The 23,952-nt window shown below is 72.7% G+C and carries 20 protein-coding genes, 1 other RNA gene and 1 riboswitch; of the genes, 11 read left to right on the forward strand and 10 right to left on the reverse strand.

What is annotated here, in order from left to right:
• Window positions 1-41: 41 nt before the first annotated feature.
• From C8N24_RS07830 to C8N24_RS07840, 3 genes are read left to right on the forward strand one after another with little or no spacing between them, the layout of a single operon-like run.
• Entirely contained in the window at window positions 42-1,727 is a 1,686-nt protein-coding gene (locus C8N24_RS07830) for an FAD-binding protein (protein ID WP_121249521.1), read from the forward strand.
• Window positions 1,727-2,767 (forward strand): succinate dehydrogenase/fumarate reductase iron-sulfur subunit, encoded by a 1,041-nt coding sequence (locus C8N24_RS07835; protein WP_121249522.1) that lies wholly within the window; start codon window positions 1,727-1,729, stop codon window positions 2,765-2,767. Before C8N24_RS07830 ends, C8N24_RS07835 begins: the two co-directional genes overlap by 1 nt.
• Window positions 2,764-3,672 carry a CoB--CoM heterodisulfide reductase iron-sulfur subunit B family protein gene (locus tag C8N24_RS07840; RefSeq protein ID WP_121249523.1) on the forward strand — a complete coding sequence of 303 codons (909 nt, stop codon included), beginning with the start codon at window positions 2,764-2,766 and terminating at the stop codon, window positions 3,670-3,672. Before C8N24_RS07835 ends, C8N24_RS07840 begins: the two co-directional genes overlap by 4 nt.
• A gap of 70 nt (window positions 3,673-3,742) precedes the next feature.
• Here the strand turns inward: C8N24_RS07840 and C8N24_RS07845 are convergent, their stop codons facing one another.
• The 4 genes from C8N24_RS07845 to C8N24_RS07865 form a co-directional block, all read right to left on the reverse strand.
• On the reverse strand, window positions 3,743-4,456 hold the full coding sequence (locus C8N24_RS07845; protein WP_170178919.1) for a hypothetical protein: 714 nt from the start codon (window positions 4,454-4,456) through the stop codon (window positions 3,743-3,745).
• Window positions 4,457-4,574: 118 nt separating this feature from the next.
• Window positions 4,575-5,204: a hypothetical protein gene (locus tag C8N24_RS07855; RefSeq protein ID WP_211339877.1), complete on the reverse strand. Its 630-nt coding sequence runs from the start codon at window positions 5,202-5,204 to the stop codon at window positions 4,575-4,577.
• 136 nt (window positions 5,205-5,340) lie between these two features.
• Complete coding sequence (locus C8N24_RS07860; RefSeq protein ID WP_121249527.1) at window positions 5,341-6,369, reverse strand: aspartate-semialdehyde dehydrogenase; 1,029 nt, start codon at window positions 6,367-6,369, stop codon at window positions 5,341-5,343.
• Window positions 6,366-7,610 (reverse strand): aspartate kinase, encoded by a 1,245-nt coding sequence (locus tag C8N24_RS07865; protein WP_121253018.1) that lies wholly within the window; start codon window positions 7,608-7,610, stop codon window positions 6,366-6,368. Before C8N24_RS07865 ends, C8N24_RS07860 begins: the two co-directional genes overlap by 4 nt.
• 141 nt (window positions 7,611-7,751) lie before the next feature.
• Here C8N24_RS07865 and C8N24_RS33755 point away from each other — a divergent pair, with 141 nt between their 5' ends.
• From C8N24_RS33755 to C8N24_RS07885, 3 genes are read left to right on the forward strand one after another with little or no spacing between them, the layout of a single operon-like run.
• Window positions 7,752-8,612 carry a hypothetical protein gene (locus C8N24_RS33755; RefSeq protein WP_170178920.1) on the forward strand — a complete coding sequence of 287 codons (861 nt, stop codon included), beginning with the start codon at window positions 7,752-7,754 and terminating at the stop codon, window positions 8,610-8,612.
• A gap of 7 nt (window positions 8,613-8,619) precedes the next feature.
• Entirely contained in the window at window positions 8,620-9,114 is a 495-nt protein-coding gene (locus C8N24_RS07880; protein WP_121249530.1) for a hypothetical protein, read from the forward strand.
• A gap of 22 nt (window positions 9,115-9,136) precedes the next feature.
• Window positions 9,137-10,087: a hypothetical protein gene (locus C8N24_RS07885; RefSeq protein WP_147447687.1), complete on the forward strand. Its 951-nt coding sequence runs from the start codon at window positions 9,137-9,139 to the stop codon at window positions 10,085-10,087.
• 110 nt (window positions 10,088-10,197) lie between these two features.
• Here the strand turns inward: C8N24_RS07885 and recR are convergent, their stop codons facing one another.
• Genes recR through dnaX form a run of 3 tightly spaced genes read right to left on the reverse strand, consistent with a single transcriptional unit; the run spans window position 10,198 to window position 13,769 of the window.
• Window positions 10,198-10,791, reverse strand: coding sequence for a recombination mediator RecR (gene recR, locus C8N24_RS07890; protein ID WP_121249532.1), 594 nt, complete (start codon window positions 10,789-10,791; stop codon window positions 10,198-10,200).
• 3 nt (window positions 10,792-10,794) lie between these two features.
• The gene (locus C8N24_RS07895; RefSeq protein WP_121249533.1) at window positions 10,795-11,235 is read right to left on the reverse strand and encodes a YbaB/EbfC family nucleoid-associated protein; all 441 of its coding nucleotides are present in this window, start codon (window positions 11,233-11,235) and stop codon (window positions 10,795-10,797) included.
• Window positions 11,235-13,769, reverse strand: a complete 2,535-nt coding sequence (gene dnaX, locus C8N24_RS35325; RefSeq protein WP_147447688.1) for a DNA polymerase III subunit gamma/tau — start codon at window positions 13,767-13,769, stop codon at window positions 11,235-11,237. The genes C8N24_RS07895 and dnaX overlap by 1 nt, the downstream gene beginning before the upstream one ends.
• A gap of 21 nt (window positions 13,770-13,790) precedes the next feature.
• On the opposite strand from dnaX, the gene C8N24_RS33315 reads away from it, so the two are divergent.
• Window positions 13,791-15,161, forward strand: a complete 1,371-nt coding sequence (locus tag C8N24_RS33315) for a hypothetical protein (RefSeq protein ID WP_147447689.1) — start codon at window positions 13,791-13,793, stop codon at window positions 15,159-15,161.
• Window positions 15,162-15,176: 15 nt separating this feature from the next.
• Here the strand turns inward: C8N24_RS33315 and ffs are convergent.
• Window positions 15,177-15,439: signal recognition particle sRNA large type (gene ffs, locus C8N24_RS07905), an RNA gene on the reverse strand.
• 8 nt (window positions 15,440-15,447) lie between these two features.
• Window positions 15,448-15,918 carry an RNA polymerase sigma factor gene (locus C8N24_RS07910; protein ID WP_170178921.1) on the reverse strand — a complete coding sequence of 157 codons (471 nt, stop codon included), beginning with the start codon at window positions 15,916-15,918 and terminating at the stop codon, window positions 15,448-15,450.
• 177 nt (window positions 15,919-16,095) lie between these two features.
• Between C8N24_RS07910 and C8N24_RS07915 the strand changes: the two genes are divergently transcribed.
• On the forward strand, window positions 16,096-16,503 hold the full coding sequence (locus C8N24_RS07915) for a hypothetical protein (RefSeq protein WP_147447690.1): 408 nt from the start codon (window positions 16,096-16,098) through the stop codon (window positions 16,501-16,503).
• Between the two features lie 579 nt (window positions 16,504-17,082).
• Here the strand turns inward: C8N24_RS07915 and C8N24_RS07920 are convergent.
• Window positions 17,083-19,008, reverse strand: coding sequence for an O-antigen ligase family protein (locus C8N24_RS07920; RefSeq protein ID WP_170178922.1), 1,926 nt, complete (start codon window positions 19,006-19,008; stop codon window positions 17,083-17,085).
• A 492-nt stretch (window positions 19,009-19,500) separates the two neighbouring features.
• Here C8N24_RS07920 and C8N24_RS07925 point away from each other — a divergent pair, with 492 nt between their 5' ends.
• The 3 genes from C8N24_RS07925 to C8N24_RS07935 all read left to right on the forward strand — a co-directional run bounded on the left by C8N24_RS07925 (window position 19,501) and on the right by C8N24_RS07935 (window position 23,929).
• Window positions 19,501-20,844, forward strand: a complete 1,344-nt coding sequence (locus C8N24_RS07925; protein ID WP_170178923.1) for an exopolysaccharide biosynthesis polyprenyl glycosylphosphotransferase — start codon at window positions 19,501-19,503, stop codon at window positions 20,842-20,844.
• Window positions 20,831-22,273, forward strand: a complete 1,443-nt coding sequence (locus tag C8N24_RS07930; protein WP_121249539.1) for a tyrosine-protein kinase domain-containing protein — start codon at window positions 20,831-20,833, stop codon at window positions 22,271-22,273. Before C8N24_RS07925 ends, C8N24_RS07930 begins: the two co-directional genes overlap by 14 nt.
• An 84-nt stretch (window positions 22,274-22,357) precedes the next feature.
• Window positions 22,358-22,434: riboswitch (cyclic di-GMP riboswitch) on the forward strand.
• 106 nt (window positions 22,435-22,540) lie between these two features.
• Window positions 22,541-23,929, forward strand: coding sequence for a cellulase family glycosylhydrolase (locus tag C8N24_RS07935; RefSeq protein WP_170178924.1), 1,389 nt, complete (start codon window positions 22,541-22,543; stop codon window positions 23,927-23,929).
• The last annotated feature ends 23 nt before the right edge of the window (window positions 23,930-23,952 follow it).

Genomic DNA, 23,952 nt, shown 5'->3' on the forward strand with positions numbered 1-23,952 from the left:
CGAACGTTACATTCGCTGCGCCGGATCTATATGGTCCGCGCATGCCCGCGCATGATGTGCTGATCATCGGCGCCGGTCTCGCCGGACAGCGAGCCGCACTGGCGGCAGCGCGACAGGGCGCGACGGTGGCGATCATGTCCAAGGTCCACCCGGTCCGGTCGCACTCGAACGCGGCGGCGGGTGGCATCAACGCCGCGCTCAACCCGGACGACTCGTGGGAGTCGCACGCGTTCGACACGATCAAGGGCTCGGACTACCTCGGCGACCAGGACGCGATCGAGATCATGTGCCGGGAGGCGCCGAACGAGGTGCTGTGGCTCGAGCACGCGGGCGTCACGTTCCACCGCGCCGCCGACGGCCGGCTCGGGACCCGCGCGTTCGGCGGCGCGTCGGCGGCGCGCACGTACTACATCGCCGACATCACCGGCCAGGCGCTGCTGCACGTGCTCTACGAGCAGCTGATGAAGCACCACGACCAGATCGACCGCTACGAGGAGTGGTTCATCACCGGCCTCGTGCAGGACGACGACGGCCGCTGCGTCGGCGCGGTCGCGCGCAACATCCGCGACGGCGCGATCGAGCCGTTCAGCGCGAAGTCGACGATCCTCGCGTCCGGCGGCGCGGGCCAGTGCTTCAAGCCGTCCACCAACGCGCTCATCTGCACGGGCGACGGGATGGCGCAGGCCTACCGGATCGGCGCGCCGCTGATGGACATGGAGATGGTCCAGTACCACCCGACGACGCTCGCGGGCGTGGGCATCCTGATCACCGAGGGCGCCCGCGGCGAGGGCGCGCACCTCTACAACGCCGACGGCGAGCGCTTCATGGAGAAGTACGCGCCGAACAAGCTCGAGCTCGCCTCGCGCGACGTGGTCTCGCGCGCCGAGCAGACCGAGATCGACGAGGGGCGCGGCTTCGAGGACGGCACGGTCGCGCTGGACATCACGAAGGTGCCGCGCAAGCGCACGCTCGAGGCGCTGCGCGAGATCGTCAACATCGGCCGCGACTTCGCGGGCGTGGACATCACGCGCGAGCCGATCCGGATCCGCCCCGGCTGCCACTACATCATGGGCGGCGTGAAGGCCGACGTCCACGGCCGCACGTCGGTCGACGGCCTGTACGCCGCGGGCGAGGTGGCGTGCGTCTCCGTGCACGGCGGCAACCGCCTCGGCGCGAACTCGCTGCTGGACACGCTGATCTTCGGCCGCCGGGCGGGCGAGCACGCCGCCCAGCGCGCCGCGGGCATGAAGAAGCCGGTGCCGTCGCGCGCGCAGCTGCACGACGAGGAGCGGTCGATCGCGCAGATCCTGCGCCGCTCGGGCGGGCGCCGCGTGTCGGAGATCCGCGAGGAGCTCGGCACGATGATGAACGAGAAGGTGGCCGTGTTCCGCGACCACGCGGGGCTGACGGAGGCGCACGCGATCATCCGGCGCCTGAAGGAAGAGGCCTCCGACGCGACGATCGACGACCACGGCAAGGTCTTCAACCAGGACGTGCTCGGCGCGCTCGAGCTGGGCTACATGCTCGACGTCGCCGAGTGCATCGTCGTCGGCGCGCTCGAGCGCAAGGAGTCGCGCGGCGCGCAGTTCCGCACGGACTTCCCCAAGCGCGACGACGAGCACTGGCTCAAGCACATCGAGGAGTCGCGCGACGGCGACGACGCCCCGCGCATCAGCTACTCGCCCGTGACCATCACTCAGTGGGAGCCGCAAGAGAGGACGTACTAGTGCCTGACTACACGCTCCGCATCCGCCGCTACTCGCCGGAGCACGGTGATGCGGCCCACTGGGAGGACTTCTCCGTCGACCTCGACGGCAACCGCTCGGTGCTCGACGGCGTGCTGCAGGCCCGGGATCGTCAGGACGGCTCGATCGGCATCCGCTGCGCCTGCCGCGCCGGCATCTGCGGGTCCTGCGGCGTGCGCATCAACGGCAAGCCCAACCTCGCCTGCCGCACGCACCTCGACGAGGCGCAGGCGACCGCGGCCGACGGCGCCATCGTCGTCGAGCCGATGGGCAACATGCCCGTCCTCAAGGACCTGATCGTCGACATGGACGCGGTGCACTGGAAGAAGATCCAGCGCGTCACGCCGTGGCTGATCCCGGACGGCGACCCGCCCGAGCGCGAGTACGTCGTGCCGCCCGACAACATGATCGACGTCACGCAGACGATGGCCTGCATCCAGTGCGGTGCGTGCGTCTCGGACTGCCTCTCGATGGAGGTCGACCCGCTGTTCATCGGGCCGGCGGCGATGGCCAAGGCCTACCGCTTCGTCGGCGACCCGCGCGACGGCCAGCAGGAGGCGCGCGTGCGCGACCTGGCCGAGGATCCGCACGGCCTCTACGACTGCACGCACTGCTTCAACTGCGTCGAGGCGTGCCCGAAGGGCGTGGCGCCGATGTCGCAGATCATGCGGCTGCGGCGGATCGCCGGCGACGACCACCACATCGAGGACCGCAACAACGGCCACCGGCACGAGGTCGCGTTCGTCAAGAACATCGAGAAGAACGGGCTCCTGCACGAGGCCGACCTGCTGCCCGACTCCTACGGCGGCAAGCTGCACCCGCGCGCGGTGCCGGAGCTCGTCGGCTCGCTGCCGATCATCCTGCGGGCCCTGCAGCGCGGCAAGGTCACCCCGGGCGGGGCGCTGCTGCACAAGCACAAGGCGCCGAAGGAGGTCCAGCGGATCTTCCGCGACATCGAGGGGCGCGAGGAGCGCTACGAGCTGAACCTGTACGTCGCCGGCGAGGAGGAGGACGCGTCATGAAGGTCGCGTACTGGCCCGGCTGCGTGAGCCGCGGCTTCGCCCCCGAGCTGCACGGCTCGATGGCGCGCGTGGCGCCGCTGCTGGACATCGAGCTGGTCGAGCTCGACCGCGCGGCCTGCTGCGGCGCCGGTGTGATCGCCGAGCACAACCAGGAGCTCGCCGACACGCTCAACGCGCGCACGTTCGCGCTCGCCCAGCAGGAGATCGCGGGCGGCGCCGAGCTGATGATGAACATCTGCTCGACCTGCCAGGGCGCGCAGAGCGAGTGCCAGGAGCGCCTGGACGGCAACACGCCCTACCGCGACCACGTCAACGCGACGCTCGCCGCCGAGGGGCTGACCTACCGGAAGGGGATCGTCAACAAGCACCTGCTGTGGCTGCTGGTCGAGGAGATGGGGCTCGACGAGGTGCGCCGGCGGGTCAAGCGACCGCTGACGGACCTGCGCGTCGGGCCGTTCTACGGCTGCTACATCGTCCGCCCGACCAGCCGGCTCGGGATCGACCCGGAGCACCCGCGGGACACGTACCTGCACCTGCTGATCGAGGCGCTCGGCGGCACCGTCGTCGACTACGCCGGCCAGTACAAGTGCTGTGGCTTCCCGATCATCACCATGAACAAGGAGGCCTCGCTCAAGCAGGCCGGCCGGCACGTGGCCGACGCGACCGACGCGAACGCCGACTGCCTGGTCACGCCGTGCCCGCTGTGCCACCTGAACCTGGACCTGCAGCAGCCCGCGGCGGCCGCCGCGGTCGGCCGGTCGCTGCACATGCCGGTGCTGCACCTCCCCCAGCTGCTCGGCCTCGCTCTGGGCCTGGAGCCGAAGGAGCTGGGGATGGGCAAGCACGTCGTCAAGCCGACGTCGGTGATCGACTGGTCGACGTCGGTGGTCGCAGGGGTCGCCTAGAAGATCCGCGAAGCGATCTTCAAGCGATCGCGCATGGCGCCGGCGAAGCCGGCTGCCGCGTTCGATCGCCCTAGAGGAGCGTCTCGATCGACGTGATCGAGTCCTTGAAGTCCCGCGACGCCGTGTCGGTGTTCAGGCCGCCGTCGATCACGTCGGCCTGCTTGGTGCCGAACAGGAAGTCGTTGCCACCCTCGCCGAACAGGGACGTGCGGTAGCTGACCACACCGGTGGCGTCGACCGCGTCGTCGCCACCGCCGGCGTCCACCCGCACGAGGCTGTTGTTGGTCGTCATCCGCACGTCGGGCTCGCCGTTGAAGTCCAGGTCGATCATCGGCCCGATCGCCAGGCCGCCGCTCTGGTCCATCAGGTGGATGAGGTCCTTGCGCGGGCCGCGCTGGAGGCGCAGCTGGTCGTTGGTGCCGGTGAGGACGAAGATGTCCAGCTGGCGGTTGAAGTCCGCGAAGGTCGCCGTGGACTCGTCGAGGATCGTCAGCTGGGGTGCCGCGCCGGCGCCCGTCGGCGCCTTGATCAGCAGCTTGGCCGTCGTGGCCGGCGTGGCCGCCCTGCCCGTGGTCGAGTCGAAGCAGTTGAGCAGGCTGTTGCCGTCGGTGTACTGGATCGTGCCGCCCGGCTTGACCGTCAGGGCGGTCTCGCCGGCGCGGTAGCGGATCTCCATCTGCTTGCTGGCGCTGCTGTAGTTGCAGGTCGCGGCGTTGGCGGCCGACGGGATGGCCGCGACGGCGGCGGTGGCGGCGAGCGCGCCGACGAGGAGCTTGCGGTGCATGGGGTTCCTTGGGGAGGGATTGACGTTGCACCGACGAGATTGCCGGTGCGGCGGCTCCCTTCCGATGGCGTTCTCCGCCGCGTTCTGACGCCACTCCGACGCACGTTGGCGGCTACCTCTACGGCAGGCCGGACTCCTGGCGCAGCGCCTTCACGAGCGCGCCGTGGCGACCGTCGGCGAGGTCCCCGAACGGGTCCTGGGTGTAGCGGCGCAGGGTCTCGTACGGCAGGTTGTACGCGGCGCGGGCGGCGAGGATGTGCTCAGGCGCGTCGCGCAGCGTGCGGTCGGCGACGACCATCCCGCGCACCAGCCGCACGCGGCCGGGCAGGAACCACGCCAGGAGGACCAGCGCGGGCAGCGCGAAGACGAGCCGGCCCGCCCAGTTGGCGGCGGTCTCGGTCTTGTTGACCTGCTCGACGCCCAGGCGCACGATCCGCGCGCCCTGCTCGTCGCCGGTGGACCGCAGGGCGCTCGTCGCGCCCGCCGGCGCCCGCCGCAGCGTCCCGCCGAGCTGCTCGCCGACGAGCGGGATGCCGCTGACGGCGCTGCCGGCGTCCGCGAACGCGCCGTCGACCGCGCTGGCGGTGTTGCGGGTGGTCGCGGAGATCGCGCGGCCGGAGTCCTGGATGCTCCGGCCGACCGAGGTCAGCTCGAGGATGCCGTCGTGCACCTTCATGCCCGTCCAGGCGAAGACGACCAGCAGGCCGAGGACGATCAGATCACGCGTCAGCGTGCGGGTCCGGGCCACGGCGGACGCGGGATACAGGCGCATGCCCCCGCACTACCCCGGAAAGACGAAGGGCGGGCCTCGCGGCCCGCCCTGTCATGTTTCGTACCCCTTGCCGTCCTGAAGTTGAAGTACGGCGTGAAGTATGTATTGCCGCTCAGGCGGGTGTCGAAACCCGGACCAGCGACCGCTCGTGCAGCACCTCGGCGATCTGCACCGCGTTGGTCGCCGCGCCCTTGAGCAGGTTGTCGCTCACGACCCACAGCTGCAGGCCACGCGGATGCGTGGGGTCCCGGCGCAGACGGCCGACGAACACCTCGTCGCGGCCGGCGCTGTCGAGCGCGGTCGGGTAGCTGTGCGTGCTCGGGTCGTCGACGAGGACGAGCCCGGGCTGGTTGGCGAGCAGCTCGCGCGCCGCCTCGACCGTGAGGTCCTCGCGCGTCTCCAGCGTCACCGACTCCGAGTGCGAGCTGCGCACCGGCACGCGCGCGCAGGTGACGGCGATCTTGATGCGCTCGTCGCCGAGGATCTTGCGCGTCTCGAACATCATCTTGCGCTCTTCGTCGGTGTGGTCGTCGCCCTCGGGGAAGTTCCCGGCGCCGCCCAGCACGTTGAACGCGATGTGGTGCGGGTAGACCGTTGGCGCCGGCAGCGCCTCGCCGTCCAGCGCGGCGCGCGTCTGGTCCTCGAGCTCCTTGACGGCCTTCACCCCGGTGCCCGACACGGACTGGTAGGTGGAGACGTTCAGGCGATCGATGCCGACGGCCTCGTGGATCGGCTTGAGCGCGACCATCAGCTGCATCGTCGAGCAGTTCGGGTTCGCGATCAGGCCCTTGTGGTCCTCGAGCGCCTCGGGGTTGACCTCCGACACCACGAGCGGGATCTCCGGGTCGCGGCGGAACGCGCTCGAGTTGTCGACGACGACCGCGCCGGCGTCGACGAACTTGTGCGCCCACTCGCGGGACGTGGTCGCGCCCGCGCTGAAGAGCGCGAGGTCGAAGCCCTGGATGTTCTCGTCGGTGAGCGCGCGGATCGTGCCGAAGCCCTCGAGCTCCTTGCCCGCCGAGCGCTCGGACGCGAACGGGACGATCTCCGCGGCCGGGAAGTCGCGCTCCTTGAGCTTGGCGAGCATGACGGTGCCCACGGCGCCGGTGGCGCCCACGACTGCGACTCGGTACTGGCTCATGCGGGTGCTCCGAACGGGTGCTCGACTTCGATCTGGTCCGCCCCGAGCTCGAACGCCTCGTGCAGGGCGCGCACGGCGCGGTCGACCGCGTCCTGCGCGACGACGCACGAGATCTTGATCGGGGACGTCGAGATCATCTCGATGTTGATGCCCTGGTCGCCGAGGGTGGCGAAGACCTTGGCGGCGACGCCCGGGTGCGACTTCATGCCCGCCCCGACCACGGAGACCTTGCCCATCTCCTTGTTCTCGGAGATCGCGCGGATGCCGACGTCCGCCGCCACCGGGTCCAGCGCGGCGCGCGCCTGGCGCAGGTCCGTGCGCGGGACGGTGAACGACATGTGCGCCTCGGCGCCCTCGTCATCCGGCTCGTCCTGGATGATCATGTCGACGTTGATGTTCGCTTCGGCGAGCGCGGTGAAGATGCGGCCGGACACGCCCGGGTGATCCGGTACGCCGAGCAGCGTGAGGCGTGCCTCGTCGCGCGAGTGCGTGACGGCGGTGATCAGCGGGCGTTCCATCGTCTCCTCTTCTCCGACCACAAGGGTTCCGGGGGCCTCGGTGAACGAGGACCGGCAATGAATGCGGACGTTGTGGTTGCGTGCGTATTCCACGGACCGCAGCTGGAGGACGCCGGCGCCGGACGCCGACATCTCGAGCATCTCCTCGAAGGAGACCACGGGCAGCTTGCGCGCGTCCGGGACGATCCGCGGGTCGGCGCTGTAGACGCCGGCGACGTCCGTGTAGATGTCGCACACCTCGGCGTCCAGCGCGGCGGCGAGCGCGACGGCGGTGGTGTCCGAGCCGCCGCGGCCGAGCGTCGTCACGTCGCGGGCGGTCGAGACGCCCTGGAAGCCGGCGACGAGCACGATCAGGTCCTCGTCGAGCGCCTCGTGGATGCGGTCCGCGCGCACGTCGAGGATGCGCGCCTTGGTGTGGCTCGTGTCCGTGACGATGCCGGCCTGCGAGCCCGTGAGGCTGATCGCGCGGTGGCCGAGGTCGTTGATCGCCATCGCGCACAGCGCGCAGCTGATCCGCTCGCCGGTGGACAGCAGCATGTCCATCTCGCGCGGGTCCGGGTTCGTGGATACCTCTTCGGCCGCGGAGATCAGCTCGTCCGTCGTCTTCCCGCGCGCGGACAGCACGGCGACGACTCGATGGCCTTGCTCGCGAGCGGACACGATCCGCCTCGCCGCGCGCTTGATGCGCTCTGCGTCGGCGACGGACGTGCCGCCGAACTTCATCACCACGGTGCCGGACACGCCCGCAAGTCTAGAGTCGCGCTTGCCCTGGACGAGTGATCGACTTGCCACCCGGGGCATTGGGCCTCAAGATGTTGCGTCGGGAGACAACGTCTGAGGGTGGCAGAGTTGGGATCGACAAACGTGGCGCGGACCAGGGGCAGGGCCGCCGGCAGGGCGGCGGTGGGCGCGGTGGTCGCGCTCGCGGCATTGCCCGCGGTCGCGCTGGCGGCGGACATCACGCGCAATCCGACCATCAGCGGGACGCTGCAGCCGGGGCAGCGGCTCACCGCGTCGGCCGCGTGGACGCCTCCGAACGCCCCGCCGAACTGGGCGTGGCTGCGCTGCAGCTCGCCGCGCGACTGGTGGTCGTGCGACGTCGTCCAGAACGGCTCCAACTCGGCGTACGTGCTCCAGCCGGCGGACGGTGGCCAGTTCATGCGCGTGTGGCTCTCGGTCGGCTCCGGCCGTGACCGCGACGACGCCGTCTCGAACGCGACGGCCGCCGTGACGCCCGTCCCGACCCCGCCGCCCCCGCCGCCCGCGGCGACCCCGGCGCCGACGCCCGTCCCGACGCCGGTGCCGACCCCCGAGGCCTTCGAGGCTCCGCCGGTCCCGGTGCAGAACCAGGGTCCGGTCCTGCAGACCCAGGGCCAGAACCTGCGCACGCTCCGGCCGGCGCCGAAGGTGCGCATGCGCGGCCGGCTGAGCACGACGGGCGCGAACATCACGCTCCTGTCGGTGCGTGCGCCCAAGCGCGCGACGATCACGGTCACGTGCAAGGGCTCCGGGTGCCCGCGCAAGAAGTACACGACCAAGCAGGCGAAGGTCCGGGTGCGCGCGTTCGAGCGCAACCTGCGGGCGAAGACCAGGCTCGAGGTGCGCGTGCGCCGGGCGGGCTACTACGGGAAGTCGACTTTGTTCATCATCCGCCGCGGCAAGGCGCCCTATCGCCTGGACCGCTGCCTGTCCGCGCGCGGCAAGTACACCGCGTGCCCGAAGTGATCGCCTCATGACCGCCATCGCCAGACCTCTCCGTGACCGCCGCCGCTCCGCCGGGCCGGTCGCCATCGCGCTCCTGCTCGCCGTCGCGGGGTTCGTGCTCGCGCTGTCCATCGGCGCGGCGCTGCAGAGCGGCCCCGAGCCGGTCTCCCCCGCGTCCGCGCCGTCGTCGGCGAACGCCGTCAAGGGCGGCTCGCCGGCGCCCGACAGCGTGCGCGAGATCAGCGCGGGCGGTGTGCCGGAGACCACCGCCGTCAAGCTGTCCACGGTGCCCGCGCTGCCGACGCTGCACGGCGTGAAGGCACGCAAGGCCAAGAAGAAGGCCACGCCGCGGCGGACGTCGCCGGCGCCGGTCGTGCGCTCGCAGCCGCGCGTCGTCGCGCCTGCACCGACCGTCGCCCCGCGCCGGTCGACCCCGGTCGCGCCGTACCGTCCGTCCACGCCGCAGGCCCCGGTCAAGAAGAACCCGGGCTTCGTCGGCAAGGACTTCGACTCCTCCGGATGATCCGGGCGAGCGCGTGCCGAACATGAAGCTCCGATGGGCGGCCACCGCGCTGGTGGTCGTCGCCGCGATCGCGGCCGGGTTCGCCCTGTCGAAGACCGTCGCCGGCGGGCTGCGCGACGACGCGCCCGAATCCGAGTCCGAGGCGCCGCGCACCGACGGCGGCGCCGACGAATCCGCGGCGCTCGGGCGACTGCGCGTGCAGGCCGACCAGGGCTGGACGCGCGTGGGCCTCGCGCCCGAGGTGCCGGGCTTCCAGCGGCACGCGACCATCGGCTTCTCGCCCTATCCCGGCCTGAGCATCGTCGCCGTGGCCAGCCTCGCGCCGGCGGAGGACGGCACGCTGCTCCCCGAGGCGCTGCGCGCGGACGCCCCCAAGCCCGCGCCCGGCCGGATCGGCGGCGTGCCCGCGTGGTTCTACCGCGGGCTCACCGCGGGCAAGTGGCACCTCGACGCGGCCGTGCTGCCGACCACGCGCGGCGTCGTGACCGTCGCCTGCGCGGTCCAGGGCAATGGCGGCGACATCCCGGTCGGCTGCCTCAACGGCGTGCGCGCCGTGAGCGTCGACGACGCCGAGACGCTCCCGCCGAGCCGCGCGATCGCCTTCCAGCAACGCCTCCCGGCCGCCACCCGCGAGCTCGACACCACCCGCGTCGCCGACCGCACCGCGATCCGCCGGGCCAAGACCCCCGCCGGGCAGTCGCGCGCGGCCGAGCGCCTCAAGGACGCGTACACGAAGGCCGCGAACCAGCTCGAGCCGCTGGCTCCGGACGCGCCGGGCGGCGAACGCCTCGTCGCCGCGCTGCGCACCACGGCCGGTGCGTACCGCGACCTCCAGCGGGCCGCGGACAACAAGAGCCGCCGCGCCTGGACGCGGTCCCGCGCGCGGGTCCGTCGCGCCGAGGCGGCCGTGACGCGCGCGCTCAAGGCCGCGGACGCCGCCGCGCCGGCGGGCAAGGACGACACCGGCCGCTAGGGCCGCGCCGCGAGCGCCTCGCCCCTGCCGCGCGCGCTTCACCCCCGCCGCGCGCGCCTCACCCCCGTCCCGCGCGTCTCGCGGCGCCGCCGCGTCCTCGTGCCGAGGCGCTACAGCGCGCGGCGGCCCGAGAAGGCGCGGCCGAGCGTGACCTCGTCCGCGTACTCGAGGTCGCCGCCGACGGGCAGGCCGCTGGCGAGGCGCGTCACGGCCACTTCGGGGACGCGTTCGTGCAGGGCCGCGGCGATGTGCAGGGCCGTCGCCTCGCCGGTCGTGGTCGGGTTCGTCGCGAGCACGACCTCGCGCAGGCCGCTCACGCGGGCGTAGAGCTGGCCGAGCCGGAGGTCCTCGGGTTCGACGCCGTCGATCGGCGACAGCGCGCCGCCGAGCACGTGGTAGCGGCCGCGGAACTCGTGCGTGCGCTCGATCGGGATCACGTCGGCGGCCTCTTCGACGACGCAGATCACGCCGTCATCGCGGCGCTCGTCGAGGCAGATCGCGCACCGCGGACCCTCGGCGAGGTTGAAGCAGATCTCGCAGAGGGTGATCTTGAGCTTGACGTCGCGGATCGCCTCGGCCAGCGCGAACGCGTCCTGCTCGGACGTCCGCAGCATGTGGAACGCGAGGCGCTGGGCGGTGCGGTTGCCGATCCCCGGCAGCTTCGAGAGCTCGGTGACGAGCCGCTGAAGCGGGGGCGCCAGCAAGCGCTACTTCCGCTTCTGGGCGCGTCGGGCCGCGCGGTTGGGCGCGCCGCCGGGCAGGCCGCCCGGGGCTCCGCCGCCGCCGAGGCCGCCCATCCCGCCCATCCCGCCGAGGCCGAGCGACTCGAGCGCGCTCATCGGGTCGAAGCCACCCTGCTCGGCGCCGCCGAGGCGGCTCTGCTGGAGCTCTTCGGCCTTGCGGATCGCCTCGTTGACAGCCGCGATGATCAGGTCCTGCAGCATCTCGACGTCTTCGGGATCGACCGCGTCGGGGTCGATCACGAGGCTCTCGATGCGCAGGTCGCCGGTCATGACGATCTTGACCGAGCCACCGCCGGTGCTGGCGTCGACCTTCTCTTGCTTGAGCGCCTCTTGGGCCTCTTGCTGCTGCGCGAGCATGGCCTGCGCCTCGGCAAGCATCTTCTGCAGGTTGGGCGGCTGGGGCATCAGGTCTGCTCCTCAGGCTCGTCAGGGAGCAGCTCGGCGTCGAACTCCTCCATGAATCGCTGTACAAGATCCTCGTCCGAGAGCGCCGCGGGCGCGACGGCGCCTCCGGCGGACGGCACCGCCGGCGGCGGCGACCCGGCGGCGCGCAGCTCGTACGCGAGCCGCAGCGACGTGCCCGTCACCGCGCGGATGGCCTCCACGAGCGCGCTCTGATTGGCGGGCGCCTCGGCCTTGCGCTTCATGAAGGCCGACTCCTCCGGCCACACGAGCCGCAGGCCGTCGTCGTCGCCGGGCACCGGCACGGCGTCGTCGAGCGCCGCCGCGAGCAGCGGCGTGCCCTCGCGCAGCGACTCCACGACCGCCTTCCAGTGCTCACCGATCTCCACCGACACGCCCAGGCTCGGCGCGGGCGCCGGCACGTCCGGCTCGACCACCGCGACCGCGGCCACGGCCGGATGCGGGTCTGCCTCGGTCGCCAGGTCGCGTGCAACGGCCGCCGCGGCCTCGTCGGCGACGTGCTGCGCCTCCTCGGGCGCCATGTTCCCTGCGCCCGGCAGCGTCGTCCGCACCTCGACGGGCGGCTGCCCGTCCACCTGCGCGGTGATCGCGACCGCGGTCCGCCCGCGGACGGCCTCGTCCTCGTGCGCGTCGCCGGCCGGGGCCGGCGCAGCCTCGCGAGGCTGCCCGTACGGGCTGATGCGCGGCTGCCCGAACGCCGGCGGCGCGTCGCCGCGCGCGACCGACGGATGCGGAACCCCGTACGGCGGCGGCTCTGCCGAGCGGTCCTCCTCGGGCTCGACCGGCGCGGGCGCAGCCGGCATGGAGGGAGCACCGTGCGTGGCCGGCGCGTCCTGGGCCGGCGGAGCGGCCTGGCTCAGCTCCGCGGGCTGGGCCGGTGCGGCGTGGCTCGGCGCGGCGTGACCCGTCGGCGCGGTCTCGCTCGGCGGCGCGCCCTGGCCCATCGGCGCGGTCTCGCTCGGCGGCGCGGCGTGCGTCGGCGCGGGCTGACCCGTCGGCGCGCCCTGGCTCTGTGCGGCGTAGCTCGTCGGCGCCGGCTGCCCGATCGGCGCTGGCTGCCCCGTCGGCGCGGCGTGACCCGTCGGCGCGGTCTGCTCGGTCGGCGCGCCCTCGCTCGGCGCGGGCTGGCTCGACGGCGCGCTCTGGCCCGGCGCGGCGTGACCCGTCGGCGCCGGCTGGCTCGTCGGCGCGGGCTGGCTCGGCGCTGCCTGGCTCGGCGCGGGCTGGCTCGACGCGGGCTGGCCCGGCGCGGCGTGACCCGTCGGCGCCGGCTGGCTCGTCGGCGCGCCCTCGCTCGGCGCGGCCTGGCTCGTCGTCGTGGCGCGGCCCGCGGCCGTCTGCGGCTGGTCGGGCGTGCGCGGCGCCGGGGCGGCGGGGCGCGACTCCAGGCGGGCGATCCGCGCCTGCAACGCCTTCACGGAGGGCTCGAGCTCGGGCGTCGCCGCCTTGACGAGCGCCAGCTCGAGCTGTGTGCGGGCGTCGGCGCCGTCCTTGAGCGCGCGCAGGGCGGCCGCGATCAGCTCGAGGAGGCGGACGACCTCGGCCTGGCCGACGCGCTCGGCCTGCTGGGCGAGGCGTTCGTCCTGCTCCGTGGTCACGCGGAGCTCGGGCGGGACGTCGCCGAGCACCTGGACGACCATCAGGGCTCGGGCGTGGGCTTCCAGGTCGCCGAAGAAGCGGCCCAGGTCGCGTCCGGACTCGGCCAGGCGGGCGGCGGCGAGCAGCGCGGCGCGCGCGTCGCCGGCGGAGACCGCGTCGACGGCGCCGAAGATCAGGTCGGCGTCCGCGGCGCCGAGCACGGCGAGCACGTCGTCCAGCGCGATCGCCGAGCCCGAGTAGGCGAGCAGCTGCTCCAGCGTGCCGAGCGCGTCGCGGAACGAGCCGGTCGCGGAGCGGGCCACCAGCGCGATCGCCTCGTCCGGGATGCTGATCGACTCGGTGTCGGACACGCGGCGGAGCACGTTCGCGATCTGCGGCACCGACGGCCGCGAGAAGTCGAAGCGGTGGCAGCGGTCGACGACGGTCGGCAGGACCTTGTTGGCCTCGGTCGTCGCGAGCACGAAGATCGTGTGCGGCGGCGGCTCCTCGAGCGTCTTGAGGAACGCGTTCCACGCCTGCGGCGTGAGCATGTGCGCCTCGTCGAGGATGTAGACCTTGAAGCCACCGCCGACCGGGGCGAAGGCGACGCGCTCGCGCAGGTCACGGACGTCGTCGACCGAGTTGTTGGAGGCGGCGTCCATCTCGACGACGTCCAGCGACGTCGCGTTCTGGATCGAGACGCAGGACTCGCACTGCCCGCACGGCGAGACGGTCGGCCCGCCGCTGAGGCAGTTCAGCGACGCCGCCAAGATCTTCGCCATGGACGTCTTGCCCGTGCCGCGGGAACCCACGAACAGGTACGCGTGGTGGACGCGATCCTGCTCGATCGCGTTGCTGAGCGTGCGGACGACGTGCTCCTGCCCGACCACGTCTGCGAACGTGCGGGGGCGATGACGGCGGTACAACGAAGCGGCCAAGGGACGTTTGAGTCTAGTGGCGTGACAGGCGGTCTCGGCCTGCGCGCCGCGATCGGAATCCCGGTCGGAGCGGCGGTCGCGTTCGCCCTCATCGGCGCCGGCTTCCTCAACTACGACACGGCGTACAGCCTGCTCTGGGGCGGGGACCTGCTGCACGGCCGCAAGCCGGACTTCGACGTGCCGCTCGCGCCCACGCCACACCCGCTCGCGACGCTGCTCGGGATGGCGCTCACCCCGTTCGGCGACGTCGGCCAGACGCTCTGGGTGATCATCGCCTTCCTGAGCCTCGGCGCGCTCGGCTGGGTGACCTACGAACTGGGAGCGCACTGGTTCGGGCCGGCGGCCGGGATCGTCGCGGCGCTGTTGATCCTCACCCGCGTCCCGGTGCTGAGCTTCGGGGTGCGGGCGTACTTCGACATCCCGTACGTCGCGCTCGTGCTGGGCGCGATCCTCGCCGAGGCGCGCGGCAAGGACCCGCGCCTGGTCCTCACGCTGCTCGGCCTCGCCGGCTCGCTCCGGCCCGAGGCATGGGGCTTCGCGATCGTCTATGTCGCCTGGAAGCGCGACGCGCGCCTGATCCCGTGGGCGGCCGCCGCGCCCCTGATCTGGATGGCGCACGACCTCGTGATCGCGGGCAACCCGCTGCACAGCCTGCTCGACACGCAGGACAACGCGAAGGACCTCCAGCGGATCACCGGGCTCGACGACGTGCCGCTGACCGTCCCACGACGGCTCGGCGAGATCCTGCGCGAGCCCGGCCTCCTAGGCGCGGCCGCCGGCGGCATCCTCGTGCTCGCGTTCATGCGCCGGCGCGCGGCGCTGCCGATCGCGGCGGGCTTCGTCTCGATCGGCGCCTTCTGCGTCCTCGCCGCCGCCGGCCTGCCGATCCTCGGCCGCTACCTGCTGCTGCCCGCCGCCCTGCTCGCGGTGTTCGCCGGCGCGGGCGTGTTCGGCTGGCTCATGCTCGACCGCGACCACCCCTGGCGCACCCGCTGGGCCGCGATCGGCGCGGTCACGATCCTCGTCGCGATCGTCTTCACACCCAGCCAGGTCGACCGGATCCAGAGCCTGCGCGGCGCGATGCACACGCAGCAGGACATCCTCGCCGACCTGCACGCCATCAGCGACGAGATCGCGTGCGAGCCGGTGGCCGTGCCGAACCACCGCCCGGTGCCCCACATCGCGCTGTGGACCGGGATCGCACCCGCCGAGATCGTCTCCGCACAGCTCGAGCAGCCGACGTCTGGCAGCTACATCGACCCGGCGACCGAGCGCGTGGAGCGCAACTTCACGCTCGACCCGCGTGACCCGAAGCGCCTGACCGCGAGCGTGCCGGCCGGCTTCGAGGAGACAGCGCGCAACGCGAGCTGGGTGCTCGCGTCGCGCTGCTGAAGCCAAGGAAGTGGACCGTGCACCCTTCGTCGAGGTCGGCCTCCAGGGACGCTCACCTCACTGACTCCGGTCAGGCGACCCCGACACGCCCACCGGTGACCGCTTAAGGCTGCTTCCTTCCGGACCTGACCTGGTTCACGGGCCGACGTCATGCGGGACCCAACCATCGACGCCGTGGCAGCGAACGTTGGCCTGGAGCCGTGCCCCTCGAAAGGGAATTCAGCCCCGCTAGAGCGGATTGCGGATACAGGGCACCGCTACCTCCCCGCCTAGCACGGTCCGAGGCCTAGGCTAGCGCCTCGCGCAGCTTTCTGAGCGCGCGATAGACGCGACCCTCGATCTTGGTGAGCGGCTCGTCGAGCAGCGCGGCCATCTCGGGGACGGTCAGGGCGGCGCCGAACCGCAGCGCGATCGCCTCGCGCTCCTCGGCGGAGAGGACCGCCATCCCGCGCATCAGCTCGTCGCGGACCTCGACGTCGGCGAACACGTCGCGCCCCCGGTCGTCCTCGACCCGCTCATAGGCCCGCGACTCCGCGGCCGCACGGCGGACGTGGTCACGCAGGACGTTGAGCGCGATCGCGTACAGCCACGTCTTCGCCGACCCTTTCCGCGGGTTGAACCGCCCGCGCAGCGCCCGCTCGAACGCGTCCGCGAGCAGGTCCTCGGCCAGCCCGCGATCCCCCGTCCGGTAGGCGAGGAACGAGAAGAGCCCCGCGGCCTCCTCGGCGTACAACCGCTCGAATTGATCGTCGTCCAAAATTTCTCAGTCAGGAATCGGGGCCCAGCTTCGTATCAGTCTGTGATGACCGAGTTCGACGACGTCATTCGGCGCCTCGAGGACGAACGGCCGCAGGCCTCCGCCCGGGAGCTGGACGAGATCAAGCAGCGAGTTCGCCGCCGCGCGGCGAATCCCTCACGGAAGGGGAACCAGTCCATGAAGTCCCGTTTTGCCATCCTCGCGATGCTGGTCACCGGCATGCTCTTCAGCACCGCCGGCGCCGGCCTGGCCGTCACCGGCCTGCAGTCGGGCGATGACGCCTCCGTCGCCCAGTACGCGACGCCCACGCCCGAGGGCGGCGTCCTGCCCGCCGAGGAGCAGAGCACGCCCAAGCCGAAGCCCACCGAGGAGACCGGTGTCGCCCCGGCCGAGGAGGAGTCCGCTCCGGCCCCCGCCCAGTCCGGCGTCGCCGGCGTCAATGAGGACCTCCAGCCGGCCCGCCAGGCCGAGGCCGGCACGAGCCAGCTCCCCTTCACCGGCTTCGCCGCGATCCCGGTCCTGGTCGGCGGCCTCGCGCTCCTGAGCGCCGGCCTCGTCCTGCGCCGCCGCACGCGCGACAACTAGCCGCGCCGACCGCGTGGGCGAGCCCGGCTCGCCCACGCGCTGCGTGACCGCCGCACTCGCGCCTGGACTTCGCGCGGTGCCGCAACCGCACCCCGACGGACATCGCCGCCCGTCGCCAGGCTGAGGCGTCGCCTGCCGCGCCACCGCAGTCGTGCCGCCGCGCGTCGCGCCGGGTCGCCACGTCGCCGCGCCATCGCCGCGCCGTCTCCCCGTCGCGCCACCGCGCCACCGCCCCGCCGCGCCGTCGCCCCGCCGCGCCACCGCCCCGCCGCGCCACCGCTCCGCCGCGCCGTCGCCCCGTCGCCCCGCCGCGGCGTCGCCGCGGCGCTTTGCGCTGCGCTGCCGCGTCCGGGGAGCACACCGTCGGGCGTCCCCGGGACGCGCGCGCGGCCCGCGCCCGGGCGCAATCCGGCGCAGCCGCTCACCCGCACAAGAGCGCACCGGCGCCCGGCGGGTCAAGCGGCTCGCCGCGAAGCGCGAGTTGCTTGACGCGCCGCCCGACGGTGTGCTCCCCGGCGCGAACACGCACACAATCGCGCCACCCGCGCTGAACGCCACGCCGACACCACACGCATCCACTCAGCCGCCCGGCAGCTTCGCCCTCGCCGCGGCGCGGAAGCGCTCGCCCGGGTCGTCGGAGTCGAGGGCCTTGGCCAGGTCGGTGGCCATCGGCTCGAGCGGGTTGAGGCGAACGGCCTCGGCCGCCATGGGGCGCGGGTCCTGGCCGGCGATGGCCTGGGCGACGGCGAGGCCGTAGGCGTAGCGCCAGTTGTCGGGGTCGCGGTCGCGGGCGTCGCGCATCGACTCGACGCCGAGGGCGTAGGCGCCGCCCCGGAGGTTGCAGTAGCCGATCAGCTCGTAGGGCTCGGGGGCGATCGGGAAGCGGTCGCGGGAGGTGAGAGCGCGGTCGACGGCCGTGGCGCAGTCGCCGCGGGAGAAGGCGCGCGACGCCGCGGTCAGCGAGGAGTCCGCGCTGGCGACCAGCCACGGCGTGACCGCCACGAGCAGCAGCGCGATGCCGCACAGGACGCGGGCGGTGCGGCCCGGGGCCCGGCTGCGCCCCGCGCCGATCGGCGCGGCGACGATCACGCCGGCCGCCGCGAAGAACCAGACGAACAGCGACGGCATCTCCCAGTCCCAGTCCGTGCAGGCGTGGAACAGCAGGGCGATCGCGGCCGCGGCGAAGGCGGCGTGCGCGTCGCGGTCCTCGCGGCCTCGTGGGAACGCGCGCCGCAGCGCCACGGCCAGCGGCGTCAGCAGCGCCACCAACAGCAGCGCGAGCCCGACGACGCCGAGCTCGGCGAGCGTCTCCAGCACGATCGAGTGCGCGTCACGGATCACGTAGAAGAACGGCCGGCGCTGCTCCCACTCGAGCTCGAAGGTCCCGGCGCCCGTGCCGACCAGGCGGTGGTCGGCCCAGGTGTCGAGCGCGACCTCCCAGAAGTCGAGCCGGCCGTTGTTGCCGACCTGCAGCAGGCGGTCACGCGCGTCGCCGGTGTCGGGCACCACGTTGCCCGTGCGGAAGGAGTCCAGCGCGCGATCTACGCGGCCGGGCACGTCGACCCACAGCAGCGCCGCCAGCGCCACCAGCACGACGGCGACCAACGCCCCTGCGCGCTCGCCCGGCCGTTGCGGCCCCTTCCCACGCAGGCTGCCGTGCAGGCGCGGCTCGAGGCGCTCGGCCAGCAGCCGCAGCCCCGCGGCGGCGGCGACCATCAGCACGAGCACGAGCGCCACCCGGTGCCCCTGCCCTGGCCCCGCGCCCTCCGCGTAGCGCTCCGTGCCCAGGGCCGAGGCCCGGTAGGCCACCCAGAGCACGATCGCCGTCGGGGGCGCCGCCGCCACTAGCGCGAGCAGCACGCCGATCGTCCGCGTGCAGATCACGAAGAGGACGAGGCCGAGCACGCAGGCGGCGATCGCCCCGCGGCTGAACGACAGGTACAGCGCGACGGCGCCGATCGGCAGCGCGGCGGCGCCCACCGCACGCATCACCCGCCCCTGCTGCGCCCCCGCCGCGGTCGTGAAGGCGAGCAGCACCGCGAGCGCGCTCGCCATGCCCATCGCGTTCCAGTAGGTGAGCGGGAACGCGAGCCGCTCGGCGACGAAACGGCCCGATGTCGGGAACACGTCAGGCGCGAGCCGGCTCGCGAGCCCGGCCACGCAGACGACCACGAACGCCCCCAGCAGCCAGCGCAGCAGGACCATCAACGTCCGCGGCCCGCGCGGGGCCATCGCGAACAGCACCAGGACCTCGAGGTAGAGGAGCGCGCGGTCGAACTCGACGGTCGCCCGGGCGGGCGCGTCCGACCACACCGCGGACAGCAGCGCGAGGCTCGCGTACCCCGCCGCGCCGAGCGCTGTAACGGCGGCGAGACGACTCCAACCGGCGAACGGCTCCTCCGCCAGTGTCACCCGCAAGACCAACGCGATCGCGCCCGCGACGGCCGCGATCGCGGTGATCGCCGGGAAGAAGCCGCCGGCGCGGAACGCCAGGAGCAGCGTCAAAACCGCCGCAAATGGCGCTGGAGCGTGGTGCGCGAGCCGTCGCGCACGCGCCCGCCGGGTGTCTGCGCTGGGCGCGAGGTCTGAAGTCATGGGTTGCGAGGAAGGGCCAAAAATCCGTCATACGGACGGATGTACTGGTTGAGTACCGCCGTGGCCGACCGCACAATCATCCCTGGACACGACCAGATTTGACGCCAGGCGCGTGGAGGCGCTGAAAGATCGTGTGTTGGTCCACCGAAACAACGAAACAACGAGTATCTATAGTCCGAATTTGGGTACGGCGCCCCATGCGGAGGGACGCAGGCCCGTGTTGAGGTTCGAGGACGGCGCGGCAGAAGGGGCGTAGGCGGAGGCGTGAGCGAACAACTGGCAACCACCGAGATGCTCTCGGGAAGGCTGGAGCTGCAACCGGCAGCGCGTCGGCGGGCGACCGCCGCCGGTCGCGCCAATCGGCTGCGAACGCTCGCACTCCTCGGTGTCGATGCCATCGCCATGCTGCTCGCCGTCATCGGCGCGCACGCCTGGAGCACGCAACCGCTGCGCGACGGCGTCGCCCTGGCCGCGGTGCTCGGCACGATGACCGCGTTCGCCGCCGCCGGCTGCTACCGGCCGCGCGCCACGCTCCCCACCCGCGATGAGCGCCGCACGCTGCTCGTGGTCCCCGCCCTGGTCGTGATGTTCGCCGCGGCCTTCGAGCTGGCGACCACGCATCCGGGCGCCGGCGACGCCGGCGTGCGCCTGTGGCTGTTGGTGGCCACGCTCGTCGGCACCGCCCGGCTCGGCGTGGCGGGAGCGGAGGCGATCGTCCGTCGCACGGGCACGCCGACCACCCGCGCGACGCTCATCGTCGGCGCCGGGCAGGTCGGCCAGACGCTCGCGCAGCGCCTGACCGCCGAGCCGCAGTTCGGCCTGCAGCCGATCGGCTTCCTCGACAAGGAGCCGCTCGACGAGGGCGAGAGCGACCTCGAGCTGCCCGTGCTGGGCGCCTCCTGGGACCTGGAGGACGTCATCGCCTCCCACGACGTCCAGCACGTCGTCGTCGCGTTCTCGACCGCCCCGCCGTCGGTCGTCCTGGACATCGTGCGCCGCTGCTGGGCGCTCGGCGTGGACGTGATGGTCGTCCCGCGCCTGTTCGAGGTCGAGGGCCGCCGCACGCGCGTCGAGCACCTCGGCGCGCTGCCGATCGTCGCGCTCAACCCGTCCGACCCGCGCTCGTGGCAGTTCACGGTCAAGTACGCGATCGACCGCGTCATCGCCTCGATCGCGCTACTGGCGCTCTCGCCCCTGTTCGCCGCCCTCGCGCTCGGCGTCAAGCTCAGCTCGCCCGGCCCCGTCTTCTTCAAGCAGCGCCGCGTCGGCCTCGACGGCCACGTCTTCGACATGCTCAAGTTCCGGACGATGAAGGGCTCGCCGGACACCCGCGGCGAGAACGACGCCGCCTGGGCGATGGCGGCGCTCGGCCTGGACGGCGCCGAGAAGACCGAGGGCGAGGACCGCCGGACCCGCTTCGGCACCTTCCTGCGCCGCTGCTCGCTGGACGAGCTGCCGCAGCTGCTCAATGTTGCTCGCGGCGACATGTCGCTCATCGGCCCGCGCCCGGAGCGCTCCCACTACGTGGAGCAGTTCGAGGACGCCATCTACCGCTACCCTGACCGCCACCGCGTCAAGTCGGGGCTGACCGGGTGGGCACAGGTGAACGGGCTCCGAGGAGAGACCTCATTGCAAGACCGGATCGAGTGGGACAATTTCTACATCGAGAACTGGAGTCCCCTTCTCGACCTGAAGATCGTCGCCAAGACGATCCCGGCCTTGCTCTTCGCCCGTGGCGACCGCTGACCCTCTGACCGCTTCATCCGGACGCCGCTCGGCGGCCGACGACATCCTCGGGATCGTGTGGCGCCGCCGCTGGACGGCGCTCACCGCGTTCGTGGCCGTGCTGGCCTCCGTCGCCGCGATCACCGCCACGCTCACGCCCGCCTATGAGGCCACGGCGTACATGCTCGTGACGCCGAGCCGCCCCGTCTCCTCGGACTTCGAGCAGACGCAGATCTCCTCCGCGCTGCTGACCACGTTCGAGCAGCTGCTGCAGACGCAGAACCTCGCCGACGAGGTCGAGCGCCGCGTCGGCAACCGCGGCGGGATGCCGCCGGAGCCCCGGGACGCGCTCACCGTCGAGGGCGTCACGGACTCCCAGCTCCTGCGGGTGACCGCCGAGGCGGAGACGCCCGAGGCCGCCCAACTGCTCGCCAACACCTACACCCAGGTCTTCCAGGAGCGCACGCGCCAGCTCGCGTCCTCCGGCGCGTCGACCGGCAAGGCCAGCGTCGCGGAGCCCGCGACGCTGCCCAAGACCGCCGTCCGCCCGCGCCCGAAGCTCTACCTCGCGGCCGGCGCGCTGCTCGCGGCGCTCGCGGCCGTCGCCGCCGCACTCGCCGCCCACCGCCTGGACCGCCGCCTCGAGATCACCGACTCGATGACCGACGTGCTCGGCCTGCCGATCATCGGCCGGATCCCGCAGGGCTCGCTGGCCGACCTCGAGCAGCTGCTGCAGGGCGAGCGGCTCGAGACGCGCGACGCCCGGGCCGCGGCGGAGAGCTTCCGGCTCGTGCTCGCCAACCTCACGTTCGCGAACGTCGGCCGCCGCCCGCGCTCGGTCGCGATCGTCTCCTCGGACGAGCAGGAGGGCAAGTCGACCGTCGCGCTCAGCGTCGGCCGTGCCGCCGGCGAGCTGGACCTGCCGACCCTGCTCGTGGAGGCCGACCTGCGCCGCCCGAGCCTCGCCAGCAAGAGCGGCGCGTGGGTGAACTCGCCGCGCGGCTTCTCGAGCATGCTCGTGAGCGGGTCCTCGATGGGCGAGGCGGTCTGGCCGATCGCCGACTCGAGCATGGACCTCCTGCCCGCCGGCCCGCTGCCGCCCAACCCCGCGGCGCTGCTCGGCTCGGAGGCGCTGACCGACTTCGACCGCGAGGCGCGCTCGCGCTACGAGCTCGTCCTCTACGACACGCCGCCGCTGTCGGTGGCCGCCGACGCGTCCCTGATCGCGTCCGTCGTCGAGGGCGTCGTGCTCGTCGTGGACGCCCGCAAGACGCAGCGCCGTCTGGCCGAGCAGGCCGTCGACCAGCTGCGCCGCGCGCAGGCGACGATCTTCGGCGTGGTGGTCAACCGCGTTGATCCTGGCCCCTTCACGTCCGGCTACTACGCCGAGGGACCGCCCCAGGAGCAGACCGACGGACACCCCGGGCGCTCCGTCAAAAGTTCACGCTGACAACATTCTGGACGCTCAACGAAAGTTTGGACTCGCGTCCAGCGGGCATCCTGCCGATAACAGGTAGCGTCAGCCAACTTCCCGCCTGCGAAAGGGCAAACCCGTCGTGAGGCGGGGACGCAAAGCCACGGGACTCCCCGCGAGTCAGCCGAGCTGCCGAACAGGACCATTGCGTGGGCGGACGCACATCGGGAGGTCGTCATGGTTCGTCCGCGGGTCAGCGCATATCTTGCTGCTTTCGTCGCCATGCTCGGAGCGTGGTTCGTAGTGCCGTCCACCGCGGCCGCCGCCACCAAGTACGCCGGATTGCAGACCCACCTGCTGTGGGCGAACGTCGACAACGCCGAGATGCAGCGCCAGCTCGACCTCGTCAAGTCGTCGGGCGCGACGCTCACGCGCGTGGACGTCGGCTGGACGTCGATCCAGGAGAGCGGCCCGGGCGCGCTCAACGGCTACCACGTGGGCCGCCTGGATGCGGTCGTCAACGCCGCCAACGCACGCGGGATCAAGTTGCTCCTGACCTTCACCGGCTCGCCGTGCTGGGCGTCCACCGCGCCCGAGTCGATCAAGCAGGGCTGCGCGGGTGAGTGGTGGTCGCGCGGCGTCAGCGCCTACGCGCCCCGCGACCCGGCCGAGTACGCGAGCGCCATCGGCAAGCTCGCCGCCCGCTACAAGGGCAAGGTCACGGCCTGGGAGATCTGGAACGAGCCCAACCACGAGGAGTTCTTCAAGGCCGCCGACCAGGCCACCGCGTACGCCGCGCTCGTGAAGGCCGCGTACCCCGCCGTCAAGGCCGCCGACCCGAGCACGACCGTCGTCGCCGGTTCGCTCTCCCAGTCCGACCACGCGTTCACCGCGCGCCTCTACCAGCTCGGCGTCAAGGGCTTCTTCGACGCGTTCTCGATCCACCCGTACAGCGACGACTACTCGCCGCTGGACACGCGCGCGGGCCAGGACCCCCGCTACTCGTTCATCCGCGGCGTGCCCGCCGTGCGCGACGTGATGCTGGCCAATGGCGACAACAAGCCGCTGTGGCTGACCGAGGCCGGATTCAGCACCTCCCCGATCCGCGCCACCGAGCGCTGGCGCAACGGCGTCTCGGAGGAGACGCAGGCGCTCTACCTCAAGCAGCAGGTCGAGCAGGTCGCCAAGTGGCCGTACGTGGCCGCGACCGTCTGGTTCAAGCTCAAGGACACCAGCGGCGACGTCAACGACCTCTACTCGAACTGTGGCCTGAGGAGGTGGGACGGGTCGGCCAAGCCTGCTTGGGCGGCGTTTCAGAACAGCATGGCGATCCTCGAAGACGGCGCAGAGCAGCCGGGTGAAGGCCCGTTCGAGCCGGAAGTTCCGCAGCCGCCGCTGACGCCGGCCCCGACCCCGGTGCCGCCGGCGCCGACGCCGGTCCCGCCCGCGCCGACCCCGGTCCCGCCCGCGCCGACCCCGGTCCCGCCCGCGCCACCGGTCACGCCGGTGCCGCCCGCCCCGACGCCGACTCCGGCGCCGCCCACCAAGCCGTCCGTGCCCAAGAAGCCGACGACGAAGGCGCCCAAGCGCAGCAAGCCGGTGTCCGCGAAGATCTCGCGCGCGAAGGCGAAGAAGCTCAAGGCGCGCACGGCCGCCAAGCGCAAGGCCGCGGCCAGGCGCGCCGCTCGTTAGCGGCGCGCCACCTACCATCGTCG

It is taken from the genome of Solirubrobacter pauli, assembly GCF_003633755.1.
In the GTDB taxonomy this organism is placed as follows: Bacteria; Actinomycetota; Thermoleophilia; order Solirubrobacterales; family Solirubrobacteraceae; genus Solirubrobacter; species Solirubrobacter pauli.